We start from the raw sequence: 13,249 nt of genomic DNA, 5'->3' as shown, positions 1-13,249 counted from the left end.
TGCTCACAACCGGGGTCACGCCAACGGTCCGTCTCCTCTACCGGGCGTCGCCGTCCTTGCGGGCGCGGAGGGTGGCTTCGAAGTCCTCGGCCCGGGCGAGCTGGACCCGGAGCTTCTCGACCTGCTCGGCGGCGGCCTGCTGATAGGAGTGCACCCGGGCCAGCAGCTCCTCGCGCCGGCCGGCGTCGAGCTGGTCGTTCCCGTCGAGCCGGTCCGTGGCATCGAGGAGCTCGCGCATCTGGTCCAGGGTGAAGCCGAGCGGCTTCATCCTCCGGATGACCATGAGGCGGGCGACGTCGGTCTCGGTGTAGAGCCGGAAGCCACCCTGGGACCGGGCGGAAGGGGCGACCAGGCCGGTCTCCTCGTAGTGGCGGATGGTGCGCAGGGAGAGCTCGGTCCGTGCGGCGACCTCGCCGATCTGCATGTGCTTGCCGTCCACGCCCGTGCCTCTGGCCTCTCTCGTTCCCGGAACGCCCCCGGAGCGTCCCCGCCGGTGCCGGCCCCGGGGCGGCTGCCCCACGGCCGATCTCTACCCTAACGTTAGGGTAGAGTTGCCGGAGGCGAGGCCGTGTTCCGCTGCCCGTGCTGCCGTGTCGGGGCCGATGACGCCTCCGGCGAAGTTCCGATTGTCGCAGGAGAAGAGTGTGCGCGAGCCCATGATGCCCGGCGCCGCCCTCTGCCCGCCGTGACGCCCTACTCCCGGACGTGACTCCGGCCGCGCCGAAGCGCGGTTCCCCGTCCGTCCCCACACCGCTCTTCCGGCTCCGCGCTCCCGGAGCCGTCCGCGGGGGGCCGCCCGGCGCCCCGTCACACCTTCGCGCACTCGCTCGCTGACCGAGCGCGCCCGAGCAGGACAGGTCCTTCTTCCTTGTCTTCCGCCTTCTCCGCTGTGTCCCCGGCCGCCCGCCTGCGCGGCCTGAAGCCCGACTGGCTGTCCGACCCGAAGGTCTGGCGTACCGAGGTGCTGGCGGGGCTGGTCGTCGCTCTCGCGCTGATCCCCGAAGCGATCTCGTTCTCGATCATCGCCGGAGTCGATCCCGCGGTCGGTCTGTTCGCCTCCTTCACCATGGCCGTGGTGATCTCCGTCGTCGGCGGGCGCCGGGCCATGATCTCCGCGGCCACCGGCGCCATCGCCCTGGTGATCGCACCGCTGAACCGTGACCACGGTCTCGGCTACCTCATCGCGGCCGTCATCCTCGCGGGCGTCTTCCAGATCGTCCTGGGGGCGCTGGGCGTGGCGAAACTGATGCGGTTCATTCCGAGGTCGGTGATGGTCGGTTTCGTGAACTCCCTGGCCATCCTGATCTTCATGGCCCAGATTCCCGAGATGACCGACGTGCCCTGGCCCGTGTACCCCCTGATCGTCGGTGGTCTGGTGCTCATGGTGTTCTTCCCGAGGATCACCACGGTGGTCCCGGCCCCGCTCGTCTCCATCGTCATCCTCACCGTGATCACCGTCGGCGCCGCCATCGCGGTGCCGACCGTCGGCGACCGGGGCGCCCTGCCCTCCTCGCTGCCGGTGCCGGGCCTGCCCGACGTGCCGTTCACCCTCGACACGCTGACGACGATCGCCCCCTACGCGTTCGCGATGGCGCTGGTCGGCCTGATGGAATCGCTGATGACCGCGAAGCTGGTCGACGACATCACCGACACCCACTCGAACAAGACCCGTGAATCCGTCGGGCAGGGCATCGCGAATATCGTCACCGGCTTCTTCGGCGGCATGGGCGGCTGCGCGATGATCGGCCAGACCATGATCAACGTCAAGGTGTCGGGCGCCCGCACCCGCCTCTCCACGTTCCTGGCGGGCGCGTTCCTGATGGTGCTGTGCATCGTCTTCGGCCCGGTCGTCTCCGACATCCCCATGGCCGCGCTGGTGGCCGTCATGGTCATGGTCTCCTTCGCGACCTTCGACTGGCACTCCATCGCGCCCAAGACCCTGGAGCGGATGCCCGTCGGCGAGATCGCCGTCATGGTGATCACCGTCGCCTGCGTCGTGATCACGCACAACCTCGCCGTCGGCGTGATCGTCGGCTCCGTCACGGCCATGGTCATCTTCGCCCGGCGCGTCGCCCACCTCGCCGAGGTCACGGCCGTCACCGATCCCGACCGCACCACGGTCGTCTACCGGGTCACCGGCGAGCTCTTCTTCGCCTCCTCCAACGACCTCGTCGGCCAGTTCGACTACGCGAACGACCCCGACCGCGTCATCATCGACCTGAGCTCGGCCCACATCTGGGACGCGTCCTCCGTCGCCGCCCTCGACGCCATCGAGACCAAGTACGCCCAGCGCGGCAAAACCGTCGAGATCACCGGCCTCAACGACCCGAGCGCGCACCTCCACGAACGGCTCACCGGAGAACTGGCCGGCGGCCACTGAGCCGCCCCCGGGAACCGGCCGTCGGCGGGCGCGCGGCCGGCCGGACTCCACCGCGCGGTCGGTGGCGTTCCCCGTCGAACCGGTTCGCGATCCCGGCCGGGGGAAGGGATCCGGAGCGCGCGTCGCCCCGCGCGCCCGATCGTCCGCGACCCGGGAGGGCCCGATATGAGCATGCCGCACCGTCTGATCGGTTCCGGAGACCACCGCGTGCTGGTGCTCCACGACTGGTTCGGGACCAGCTCCGGCTGGGGCCCCTTCCTGGACTGCCTGGACGGCGACGTGTTCAGCTACGCCTTCCTCGACTACCGGGGCTACGGCGATCGCACCGGCGTCCCCGGGGCGTACACGCTCGCCGAGATCGCCGCCGACGCCCTCGCCCTGGCCGACGAACTCGGCTGGGAGACGTTCTCCCTCATCGGCCACTCCATGGGAGGCAAGGCGGCCCAGCAGGTGCTGGCCCAGGCTCCGCGAAGGGTTCGCAAGCTGGTCGGTCTGGCCCCCGTCCCCGCCGGGGTCTATCCGCTGGACCGCGACGGGGAGGCGCTGTTCTACGGTGCCGCGCAGGACCGCGACAAGCGACGGGCCATCGTGGACCTGGTCACCGGACGACGTGCGCCCGGGGTGTGGCTCGACCTGATGGTCGACCGCTCGCTGGAGTGGTCGACCCGCGATGCGTTCGGCGGTTACGTGCGGGACTGGGTCACGGCGGACCTCACGGAACGGATCGCCGGCAACCCCGTACCGGTCAAGGTCATCGTCGGCGAGCACGATCTCGCCCTGACGGCCGACGCCATGCGCGCCACGTGGCTCAGCCACTATCCGAACGCCGAACTGGAGGAGATCGCCAACAGCGGCCACTACCCCATGTACGAGACTCCTCTGGCCCTGGCGACCAGCGTCGAGACGTTCCTGCGCGCTTGAGCCCGACCGTCCTCGGCCCGACACCCCGCGGGGGCCGGCCCGCCCGGGCCGACCACCCCGCGGGGGCCGGCCCGCCCGGGCCGACCACCCCGCGGGGTGTCGGACAGTGCCCGCCTAGGCGGGCTGCTTCTCGTCGGGGGCGGAGCCCTGCGAGGGGGCCCCGTGCAGGGTGAGCAGTGACGCGACCGCGCCGACGGCGGCGAGGACCGCCGCGCCGATAAAGGCGGCGGAGAACCCGTTGGTGAGCGCTTCGGGGTTGCCGAGTTCGCGGGCGCCGTACGCCGCTGACACGGCCGTCATCGCGGCCAGTCCGAGAGCGGAGCCGACCTGGTAGCTGGTGTTGACGATGCCGGAGGCCAGGCCGCCTTCCTCGGGGCGCGCACTGGACAGTGCGGTGCCGAGGGAGGGAATGAACGCCAGCGACATGCCGGCCGCGGCCAGCAGGGAGGCGGGCAGGACGTCGACCCAGAAGGTGCCGTCCGCCCGGGCGAACGACAGCCACAGCATGCCTGCCGCGAGGGCCAGCAGGCCGGTGACGATCAGCGGCTTGCTCCCGAAGCGGGCCATCAGGCGGGGCGCCAGGACGATCATCATGATCATGATGGCGACCGTCATGGGCAGCAGGGCCGCGCCCGAGGCGAACGCGCCCAGCCCCAGGACCTGCTGGAGGTACAGGTTGAGGAAGAACCACATGGGGATCCACGCGGCGGCCATGAGCAGCTGGGCGATGTTCGCTCCGGCCAGGCCGGGGGCCCGCCAGATGCCCAGCCGCATCAGCGGCTCACGGCGCTTCGACTGGATGGCGACGAACGCGGCGATCAGCGCCAGGCCGGCCGGCAGGACGAGCCAGGTCTCGGCCGAACCCCAGCCGGTTTCGGGGGCGCGGACGATGGCGTAGACGGCGGTGGCCAGTCCCACGGTGACGGTGGCCGCTCCGGCGAGGTCGACGGATCCTCGGCGGACGGGGGAGGAGGGCATGACCGCCGGGGTGAGGGCCAGCACGACCAGGGCGATCGGGATGTTGATGTAGAACACCCAGGGCCAGCTGGCGTACTCGGTGATCATGCCGCCGAGGAAGACGCCTGCGGTGCCGCCCGCCGGAGCCGCCGCGCCGTACAGGGCCAGCGCCTTGGTCAGCTCCTCGGGGCGGGAGCCGAAGAGCGTCATCAGCAGCGTCAGGGCGGCCGGGGCGATCAGCGCGGCGCCGACGCCCTGGAGGGCGCGCCCGGTCAGTTCGACCCAGATCTGGGAGGCGAGGCCCGCGACCAGGGATCCCGAGGCCATCACGGTCCAGCCGGCGACGAAGATCCGCTTGGCGCCGAACAGGTCGGAGAGCCGCCCGCCGAGCAGGAGGAGCCCGCCGAAGGCGACGACGTAAGCATTGAACACCCAGGACAGGCCTTCGGGGGAGAAGCCCAGATCCACCTGCATCTTGGGGAGAGCCACGCCAATGATGGACGTGTCCATGATGACCGTGAACTGGGCCAGGGCTATGAGGGCGAGCGCTGTCCAGCGGCGTGGACTGGGAGTGGCGGATGGAGCTGACATGACTGTCTCCTATACGGGAGGGGGGTATCTCGTCGAGGATCAAGATACCCACGGGGGGTATGTAAGTCGCGGTCGGGGCCGCGGTCGGGGCCGCGGCCGGGCGGGTCGGGGACTTCCGTACGGGGCTGCCGGGCCCCGCGTCCTGCCGTCTTGCCGTCTTGCCGTCAGGGCGTCCTACGCGGCCCTGGACATGGTTGACCGGTCCGCGGCGGGACGCCCGGCCCCGACGGGTGCCACGGGCCCGGTCGCGGCGCCCCGCCCGTCGTGGCGCGGCCACAGGAGGAGGGCGCCGAGCGCACCCGCCCCGGCGAGCGCCGCGAGGGCGGACCAGGCGGCGGCGAAGCCGGCGTCGCTGCCGAGCCATCCGGCGATGGGGTAGGTGATCAGCCAGGCGAGGTGTGACAGCGAGAACTGGGCCGCGAAGACCCCGGGGACCGCGTTCGGTGCGACCGAGCCGCGCAGGACCTGGCCGGTCGGGGTGATGACCAGCGCCATGCCGATGCCGATCAGGGCCCAGACGATCGCCGTGCCGGTCCAGGTGGTCAGGCCGGCCGCGACGAGTGCCACCGCGGCGGCCGTGCCGCCGACGAGGACTCCGGCACCGGTCACCATGACCGTCCGGGCGGCGACCCGGTCGAGCACCCGGGGCAGCGCGAGGGCGGCCAGAAGCGTTCCGCTGCCGGAGGCGGCGAGCATCCACGCGACGGCCGACTGCGAGCCCCCGAGCTCGTCGCGGACGTAGTTGACGGTACTGACGACGACGATCGACCCCGCCGCCGCGACCGCGAGATTGAGCGCCATGACGCCGCGCAGTCGCGGTGTCCGGAGGAAGGTCCTGATCCCTGCCGTCGCCTTGTCCCATGCCCGGGTATGGGCGGTGGGGCGGGCTTCGGGGATGCGCGCCGACAGCACCAGCAGGGCGGAGAGGAGGAAGCCGGCGGAGGTGCCCAGGAACAGCCGGTCGAAGCTCAGGAACGCCAGGGCGACCGCTGCCAGTACGGGGGAGAGGAGGCTCTCCATGGTCGAGGCGACCTGCGAGGCGGACAGGGCGCGTACGTAGTCGGACTCCTCGGTGACGATGTCGGGTATGACGGCCTGGAACGTCGGGGTGAACGCCGCGGACGCGGCCTGGAGCAGACCGACCAGCAGGTAGATGTGCCAGACCTCCGTGACGAACGGCAGGGCCAGGACCACCACGGCGCGCACCGCGTCGAGGAGGGTCAGGAGGGTTCTTCTGGGGAAGCGGTCGACGTACGCGGCGGCGATCGGCGCTATGACCACGTACATGACCATCTTGACGGTCAGGGCGGTGCCGAGGACGGCGCCGGCGCTCGGACCGGCGAGGTCGTAGGCGAGCAGCCCGAGCGCCACGGTGGCCAGTCCGGTGCCGAAGAGGGCGATGATCTGGGCGCTGAACAGGCGGCGGTAGTCGCGGTTGGCGAACAGGCGCATGACGTGTTCCTTCCAGGTCCGTACGGCGGGGCGCGGCCTCGCGCCGGAGGCCGCGTCCCGCGGAGGGAGGCGGGGATGTCGCTGGGCATCGGCGCCGCTCGCCGGAGTGAGGCCGGCGAGCAGGTTGAAGGCACCGGTGAGGACGTTGATCGCGACGAGGCCGACGGCGCCGGCTGTCGCGCGGTCGCTGTGGCCGTGCTCGCGCTCCGCGATGACCTGCGCGTCGAGACGGAGCCGGCAGCCGCGTCGGGACAGAGCCGACAGCCCTGCCGGGTCCGGACGGCGACCGGGGTCCGTTCGCTGATCGTGCGGCCGGGCTCGGCTCGCCCCACGGCCCGGCCGAGTCGCGGACAGCCGCCCGCAACGGCGGGCGATCGGGCCGTCGTGGAGGCCATGTCCCCGGCCTTGCCGTGCCGGGGGACCGGCTCGGCCAGGAGGTCGCGCGACGCGCCGACCGCTGTAACGGGGGTGAGTCGGGACGGGCGGGGCATGGCAGTCCTTCCGACGGGAGGCTGTGCTGGAGGGATGTCGGGGCGCTCGACGGATCGGGCGCCCCGGCCGGGCCGTGCGGGCGGTGGCCGGCCGATGGCGTTCCTGTGGCCGTCAGTGGTCAGCGGTACGAGGTGTGCGGTGCGCGCTCAGTGGTGTGCGTGGCCGGCGTGGTGGCCCGCGTGCCCGGACGCGGTAGCCCGGGGTGCCGCGCCCGGGCCGGGGGTGGTCGCGGCGGTCCGCACCGTGAACTCGGCCGTCCGGACGACACCGAGGTGCTGGAAGTCCAGGTAGAGGCGGTAGACGCCGCCGGAAGGAGCCGCGGCCATGAAGGTGATACGGGGCCCCGGCTCGGTGACGCCGTCACCGGGCTCACCCTCCGGGTGGACGTGGAGGTAGCCCAGGTCGCCGACCCGCAGAGCCACCAGGTGCCCGTACGCACCCAGGTAGGGCTGCAGATCGGTGACGGGCCGCCCGTTCCGGCTGACGGTGAGCGTCAGGTCGCTCGCCGTGCCGGGCAGGAGTTCCCCGTCGAGGGTGACGGTGTACTCGCCGACGTGAGCGCTGCGCGAGCCCCGGGGAATCGGCCGCGGGTCGTACGGCCCGGCGACGGAGGCGTCGATGCCCAGCGTCATGGTCCCGCCGTGGCCGGTCGGGTGGATGTCGGCGAAGAACCTCCAGTCTCCCGGTTCCAGCGTCAGATCGACGCTCCAGGTGCCCTCCCCGTCCATCACCGGGTGCACGTGCTGGAACCCGGTCGTGTCGCGCCGGACGGCGATGAAGTGCAGCTTCTTCTCGTGCTCGGGCGTGAACTCGGTCACCGGCCGCCCGTCGGGACCGACCACCCGGAAGGTGACCGTCCGTACGCCGGCCGGAAAGACCGTCGAGTCGAGTTCGAGGGTGTACCCGCCCTCGGAGACCGACAGCCCGCCGGGCCGGGCGCCGCCGTGGCCGGTCATGTCGTGGCCGGAGTTGCTGTTCATCGTGACTCCACCTGTGTGTTGTGCCTTCGGGTGCTTTCCGTCCTGGGGACATCCGCCATAACAACATACCCCCAGGGGGTATTCCAAGGGGTGTGTCGAGCAGGGCGCCGAAAAACGGCCCATGAGCTGCTCGGCCACCGTGAACCGGCCCCGATCGGGGCCGGACCCGCCCTGCCGGGATCACCCCTCCCGGGCGTACCATCGGTCCGGGCCCTGGTCCCGATCCGTACGCGTACCGGCGCCGCCCGCCGTGCACCGCCGAGCCGGAGGTACCCGCGGATGAACGACGCTGCTCCCGGACGACCCGACCCCGGGCTCTTCGGGCCCCGGTCGGTCACCTGGCAGATGCACGGCGACCCGATGATGTGGATCGCGGGAATCCGTGCCCTCTACCTCCAGGCACTCCACCCGCGCGCCGTGCGCGGAGTCACCCAGAACTCCGATTTCCGCCGGGACGCCTGGGGACGTCTCATGCGTACGGCCTCCTTCGTCGGCACCATCACCTACGGCACCACCGACGCCGCCGAACAGGCGGGCGCCCGGGTCCGCCGCATCCACCGCGTCCTCAAGGCCACCGACCCGGACACCGGGGAGACATACGGCGTCGACGAACCGGAACTGCTGCTCTGGGTGCACTGTGCCGAGGTCGACTCCTACCTCCGGGTCCAGCGCCGCTCCGGCTTCCCCCTCACCGACGCCCAGGCCGACCGGTACGTCGACGAACACCGCACCGGCGCCCGTCTCGTCGGCCTCGACCCCGCCCGAGTGCCCGCCACCACCGCCGAACTCGCCGCCTACTTCGACCGCGTACGCCCCGAGCTCGCCGCCGGGGCCGAGGCCGCCGACATCGACGCCTTCCTCCGCCGCCCGCCCGTGCGCCCCTGGCTCGTTCCGGCGCGCGCCCTGGTGTGGCGGCGGGTGGCGGCGCTCGCCTACCAGTCCCTGCCTCCGTACGCCCACGAGCTGTACGGCAGGCCGGCCCCGCCGGCGGCCACCGTCGACCGGCGGCTGCGCGCCACCGGCGCCGTGCTGCGCGCGATCCCGGACCGGCTGCGCTGGCAACTGCCGCCCGGCCACATCCTCGGGGCGATGGCACGGCTGGGCCCCGACAGCCGCCCCGCCGCGTACAGACTCCGCCGGCCGGCCGCCATACTGGACGGGCCAGGGAGGGGACAGCGCTAGGGAGGGTCCGCGAGGTATCGTCGTCCGCCCTTCGGGCGGGCCGGACGAGACGTCGCGGACACGACCCGGGTCCTGCCACCGAACTGCCGCCTGCCGGGCGACGGCGGCAGTTCGACGACAGGACCTACCAGCGGGGAACAACGGGGGCGGGAAGCGGCAGATGGCGGACACCAGGCTGATCCAGAGCCGGTACCGACTGCTCGAACTGATCGGGCGCGGCGGCATGGGCGAGGTGTGGCGCGCCCGCGACGAGTCGTTGGGCCGTCAGGTCGCCGTGAAATGCCTCAAACCCATGGGCCCCCAGCACGACCAGGCGTTCACCCGCGTCCTGCGCGAACGCTTCCGGCGCGAGGCCCGGGTGGCGGCCGCCCTCCAGCACCGGGGTGTCACCGTCGTGCACGACTTCGGCGAGCACGACGGCGTGCTCTACCTCGTCATGGAGCTGCTCGACGGGCACAACCTGAGTCAGCTGCTGGAGGAGAACCAACAGCATCCCCTGCCCGTCGACCATGTCGTCGACATCGCGGAGCAGGTCGCCGACGCCCTCGGCTACACCCACCGGCAGGGCATCGTCCACCGCGACCTCAAGCCCGCCAACATCATGCGGCTGACCGACGGCACGGTGAAGATCTGCGACTTCGGCATAGCGCGCCTCGGCCACGACATCGGCATGACCTCCCGCCTCACCACCACCGGCCTCGCCATGGGCACCCCGCACTACATGTCGCCCGAGCAGATCAGCGGCAAGGAGGTCGACCACCGCAGCGACCTCTACTCGCTGGGCTGCGTCCTGTACGAGATCGCCACCGGCGTACCGCCGTTCGACCAGGACGACGCCTGGGCCGTACTCGTCGGACACCGTGACACCCCGCCGGAACCGCTGCGCACCCACCGTGCCGACCTGCCCGGCTTCTTCGACCGCGTCGTCCTCGACCTGCTCGCCAAGGCCCCCGACGAGCGGCCCGTCGACGCGGGCGACCTGCGCCGCCGCATCGTCCTCGGGCGCAGCGGCGAACAGCCCGTGCTCGGACCCGGGCCCCTCGCCCTGTCCGGCCCCGGACGGCCGCCGGCCCCGCGAGAGCGGGCCCTGCCCGCCTGGACCCGGTCCATGACCGCCGGACACCGCGCGACCGGGGCGAGGGGCCCCGGCGCCCAACGGCCGGACCCGGCGGCCGGACTGACGGGCCAGTGGACCACCGGCGCCACAACCGCCCCGCACGCCGTCGCCCCGCACGCCGTCGCCCCGCACGCCGTCGCCCCGCACTCCGCCGCCTCCCCGTACTCCTCCGGCTCCGCCGTCTTCGCGCCGGCCGGGCCCCCCGCCCCGGGCCTCCTGGCCACGCTCGACGGCCGCCACGGCGCGGGCATCGACCTCGCCCGCCTGGGCCGCTGGGAGGAGGCGGGCGAGGTGCACCGGGAGGTCGCCGCCCAGCGGGGCCGCGTCCTCGGCCCCGACCACCCCGACACCCTCGCCAGCCGTTACGAACTCGGCCTCGCCCTCAGCCGTACGGGCCGGGCCGAGGAAGGGCTGCGCGAGTTCACCCGGGCCGCCGAGGGCCGCGAGCGCGCCCTGGGCGCCGACCACCCCCAGACGCTCGCCGCCCGCCAGGCGACCGCCCACGCGCTGGGCCGGCTCGGGCGGCACGCCGAGGCCCACCAGGTGTACGAAGCGGTCCTCGCCGTCCGCGAACGCGTCATGGGCCCCGACCACCCCGACACCCTGCGCTGCCGCCACAACCTGGCGTTCAACCTCAACAGGCTGGGGCGGCCCGAGGAGTCCTGGCAGCTGGCCCGCGAGGTCGCCGACGCCCGCGCCCGGCTGCTCGGCCCGACGCACCCCGACACCCTCACCACCCGCTACGAAGTGGCGTACACCCTGGGCAGGCTGGGCCGCTGGGCCGAGGCGCTGGAAACCTTCCAGGACGTCGCCCGGGCCCGCGCGAGCACCCTCGGGGCCGATCACCCCGACACCTTCGCCGCCCGCTACGAGGCCGGCATCAGCCTCGGCCGGCTCGGCCGCGACGCGGAGGCCCTGGAGCTGTACCGGTCCCTGGTCGCCGACCGCACCCGGACCGCGGGCGCGTCCGACCCCGAGACGCTGCGCGCCCGCCATGGCCTCGGCGTCAACCTGGGGCGGACGGGCCGCTGGGAGGAGGCGCTCGCGGAGGCGCGCGAGGTCTGCGCGCTCCGGGAACGCACCCTGGGGCCCGATCACCCGGACACCGTGATCAGCCGCCGGGAGGTCGCCGCGGGGCTCGGCTGGCTCGGCCGGTGGAGCGAGGCGCTGGTGGCGTACCGGGAGGTCGCCGAGGCGCGCGGCAGGGTGCTCGGCCCCGACCACCCCCAGACGCTGGCGGCCCGCGACGACGAGGCGCACTGCCTGGAACGGCTCGGACGGCCGACGAAGGCCGCCGGACCGGATGGGACCTGATCCACCGGACCGCACGGGGCTCGATGCGCCGGACCGGACGGGGCTTGACGCGCCGGACCGCACGGGGCTCGACGCGCCGAACCGCACCGGACCTGATGCGTCGGGCCGCACCGCCTCCGTCACGACCTCGGTGACCGACCCGCCCGCCCGGGGCGTGCCCCGCCCACCCGGGGTTCGTCACGCCACCCCTGGCCGGGACGGAAGGCGTCGTGTTACGAAGGTGCATGCCCGCACCCCAGTCACCCGCACCCCGGCCCCCCGCAGGTCAGCCCGCCGCCCGGGAGGCCTCCGGCCCCGGCACGCCCGCCCGCGAGCGCTACGACGCCGTGATCGTCGGCGGCGGCCACAACGGCCTGGTCGCCGCCGCCTACCTCGCCCGTGCCGGGCAGTCGGTCCTCGTCCTGGAACGTCTCGACGCCACCGGGGGCGCGGCGATCTCGACCCGCCCCTTCGCCGGGGTCGACGCCCGGCTCTCGCGCTACTCGTACCTGGTGTCCCTGCTGCCCGACAAGATCGTGCGGGACCTCGGCCTCGACTTCGCCGTACGCAAGCGGACCGTCTCCTCCTACACCCCCGCCGTGCGCGACGGACGCCCCACCGGGCTGCTCGTCGCGGGCGACGGGACCCGGGAGTCCTTCGCCGCGCTGACCGGCGGCGAGCGCGAGTACGCGGCCTGGCAGCGGTTCTACGCCATGACCCAGCGACTCGCGACACGGGTCTTCCCGACGCTCACCGAGCCGCTGCCGAGCCGGAACGCGCTGCGCGAGCGGATCGACGACGCCGATGCCTGGCGGATGCTGTTCGAGGAACCGCTCGGGGTGGCCGTCGAGGAGACCTTCACCGACGACCTGGTACGCGGGGTCGTCCTCACCGATGCCCTGATCGGCACCTTCGCCGATGCGCACGACGCCTCGCTGCTCCAGAACCGGTGCTTCCTCTACCACGTGATCGGCGGCGGTACGGGTGACTGGGACGTCCCCGTGGGCGGTATGGGCGCGCTCACCGACGCGCTGGCCGGGGCCGCCAGGGCGGCGGGCGCCGAGATCCGCGTACGGCACGAGGCGACCCGGATCGAGACCGACGGCACCCACGCAGAGGTCACCGTCCGCACCCCGGACGGGGAACACGTCGTCGCCGCCCGCCGGGTGCTCGTCAACGCCTCGCCGCAGGCCCTCGCCACCCTGCTCGGCGACACCCCGCCGCCGCCCGCCGAGGGCGCGCAGCTCAAGGTGAACATGCTGCTCACCCGGCTGCCCAGGCTCCGCGACCGGTCCGTCGACCCGCGGCAGGCCTTCGCCGGTACCTTCCACATCGCCGAGGGGTACGGGCAGCTCGCCGACGCCTACCGGGACGCGGCGGCCGGACGACTGCCCGCCGCCCCGCCCTCGGAGATCTACTGCCACTCGCTGACCGACCCGTCGATCCTCGGGCCCGGCCTCGCCGCGCTCGGCTACCAGACCCTGACCCTCTTCGGCCTGCACGCCCCGGCCCGGCTCTTCGCCGCCGACAACGACGCCGCCCGCGCGGCCCTGTTGCGGGCGACGCTGGCCGAACTGGACGCGCACCTGGAGGAGCCGGTCACCGACTGCCTGGCCCTCGACGCCAACGGCGAACCCTGCATCGAGGCCAAGACCCCGCTCGACCTGGAGCGCGATCTACGGCTGCCCGGCGGCCACATCTTCCACCGCGACCTCTCCTTCCCGTACGCGGACGAGGGCGCCGGGCGCTGGGGCGTGGAGACCGCGCACGCCAATGTGCTGCTCTGCGGGGCGGGCGCGGTGCGCGGCGGTGGGGTCAGTGGGGTTCCCGGCCACAACGCGGCGATGGCCGCGCTGGGCCGCTGACACCGCCGCTCAGGCCTCG

General features: G+C 73.2%; 9 protein-coding genes. 5 read left to right on the top strand and 4 right to left on the bottom strand.

The genetic code is table 11. The features are described from left to right. Window positions 1-37: 37 nt before the first annotated feature. Entirely contained in the window at window positions 38-439 is a 402-nt protein-coding gene (locus PSQ21_RS00475; protein ID WP_274028322.1) for a MerR family transcriptional regulator, read from the bottom strand. A gap of 450 nt (window positions 440-889) precedes the next feature. Between PSQ21_RS00475 and PSQ21_RS00470 the strand changes: the two genes are divergently transcribed. Both PSQ21_RS00470 and PSQ21_RS00465 read left to right on the top strand, forming a co-directional pair. Then, window positions 890-2,380 carry a SulP family inorganic anion transporter gene (locus PSQ21_RS00470; protein ID WP_274035590.1) on the top strand — a complete coding sequence of 497 codons (1,491 nt, stop codon included), beginning with the start codon at window positions 890-892 and terminating at the stop codon, window positions 2,378-2,380. Window positions 2,381-2,545: 165 nt separating this feature from the next. Continuing rightward, complete coding sequence (locus tag PSQ21_RS00465; protein ID WP_274028321.1) at window positions 2,546-3,301, top strand: alpha/beta fold hydrolase; 756 nt, start codon at window positions 2,546-2,548, stop codon at window positions 3,299-3,301. A gap of 114 nt (window positions 3,302-3,415) precedes the next feature. Here the strand turns inward: PSQ21_RS00465 and PSQ21_RS00460 are convergent, their stop codons facing one another. The 3 genes from PSQ21_RS00460 to PSQ21_RS00450 all read right to left on the bottom strand — a co-directional run bounded on the left by PSQ21_RS00460 (window position 3,416) and on the right by PSQ21_RS00450 (window position 7,773). Further along, window positions 3,416-4,849, bottom strand: a complete 1,434-nt coding sequence (locus PSQ21_RS00460; RefSeq protein ID WP_274028320.1) for an MFS transporter — start codon at window positions 4,847-4,849, stop codon at window positions 3,416-3,418. 174 nt (window positions 4,850-5,023) lie between these two features. Beyond that, window positions 5,024-6,301: an MFS transporter gene (locus PSQ21_RS00455; RefSeq protein WP_274028319.1), complete on the bottom strand. Its 1,278-nt coding sequence runs from the start codon at window positions 6,299-6,301 to the stop codon at window positions 5,024-5,026. A gap of 638 nt (window positions 6,302-6,939) precedes the next feature. Beyond that, window positions 6,940-7,773, bottom strand: coding sequence for a hypothetical protein (locus tag PSQ21_RS00450; RefSeq protein ID WP_274028317.1), 834 nt, complete (start codon window positions 7,771-7,773; stop codon window positions 6,940-6,942). Window positions 7,774-8,052: 279 nt separating this feature from the next. Between PSQ21_RS00450 and PSQ21_RS00445 the strand changes: the two genes are divergently transcribed. From PSQ21_RS00445 to PSQ21_RS00435, 3 genes are all read left to right on the top strand, one after another. Further along, the gene (locus PSQ21_RS00445) at window positions 8,053-8,955 is read left to right on the top strand and encodes an oxygenase MpaB family protein (RefSeq protein WP_274028315.1); all 903 of its coding nucleotides are present in this window, start codon (window positions 8,053-8,055) and stop codon (window positions 8,953-8,955) included. Window positions 8,956-9,115: 160 nt separating this feature from the next. Beyond that, window positions 9,116-11,386: a serine/threonine-protein kinase gene (locus tag PSQ21_RS00440; RefSeq protein ID WP_274028313.1), complete on the top strand. Its 2,271-nt coding sequence runs from the start codon at window positions 9,116-9,118 to the stop codon at window positions 11,384-11,386. A gap of 224 nt (window positions 11,387-11,610) precedes the next feature. Then, window positions 11,611-13,230 carry a phytoene desaturase family protein gene (locus tag PSQ21_RS00435; RefSeq protein ID WP_274028312.1) on the top strand — a complete coding sequence of 540 codons (1,620 nt, stop codon included), beginning with the start codon at window positions 11,611-11,613 and terminating at the stop codon, window positions 13,228-13,230. Window positions 13,231-13,249: the final 19 nt, after the last annotated feature.

The organism is Streptomyces sp. MMBL 11-1 (assembly GCF_028622875.1).
GTDB lineage: Bacteria > Actinomycetota > Actinomycetes > Streptomycetales > Streptomycetaceae > Streptomyces.
Note: the sequence above shows the minus strand (reverse complement) of the source record. Positions and strands in the feature narration are given on the sequence as shown.

What these genes read in the sequence shown, in the direction of transcription:
- PSQ21_RS00465 (WP_274028321.1), top strand. Translation starts at nt 2,546, where the DNA reads ATGAGCATGCCGCACCGTCTGATCGGTTCCGGAGACCACCGCGTGCTG.
- PSQ21_RS00460 (WP_274028320.1), bottom strand. Translation starts at nt 4,849, where the DNA reads ATGTCAGCTCCATCCGCCACTCCCAGTCCACGCCGCTGGACAGCGCTC.
- PSQ21_RS00455 (WP_274028319.1), bottom strand. Translation starts at nt 6,301, where the DNA reads ATGCGCCTGTTCGCCAACCGCGACTACCGCCGCCTGTTCAGCGCCCAG.
- PSQ21_RS00450 (WP_274028317.1), bottom strand. Translation starts at nt 7,773, where the DNA reads ATGAACAGCAACTCCGGCCACGACATGACCGGCCACGGCGGCGCCCGG.
- PSQ21_RS00445 (WP_274028315.1), top strand. Translation starts at nt 8,053, where the DNA reads ATGAACGACGCTGCTCCCGGACGACCCGACCCCGGGCTCTTCGGGCCC.
- PSQ21_RS00440 (WP_274028313.1), top strand. Translation starts at nt 9,116, where the DNA reads ATGGCGGACACCAGGCTGATCCAGAGCCGGTACCGACTGCTCGAACTG.
- PSQ21_RS00435 (WP_274028312.1), top strand. Translation starts at nt 11,611, where the DNA reads ATGCCCGCACCCCAGTCACCCGCACCCCGGCCCCCCGCAGGTCAGCCC.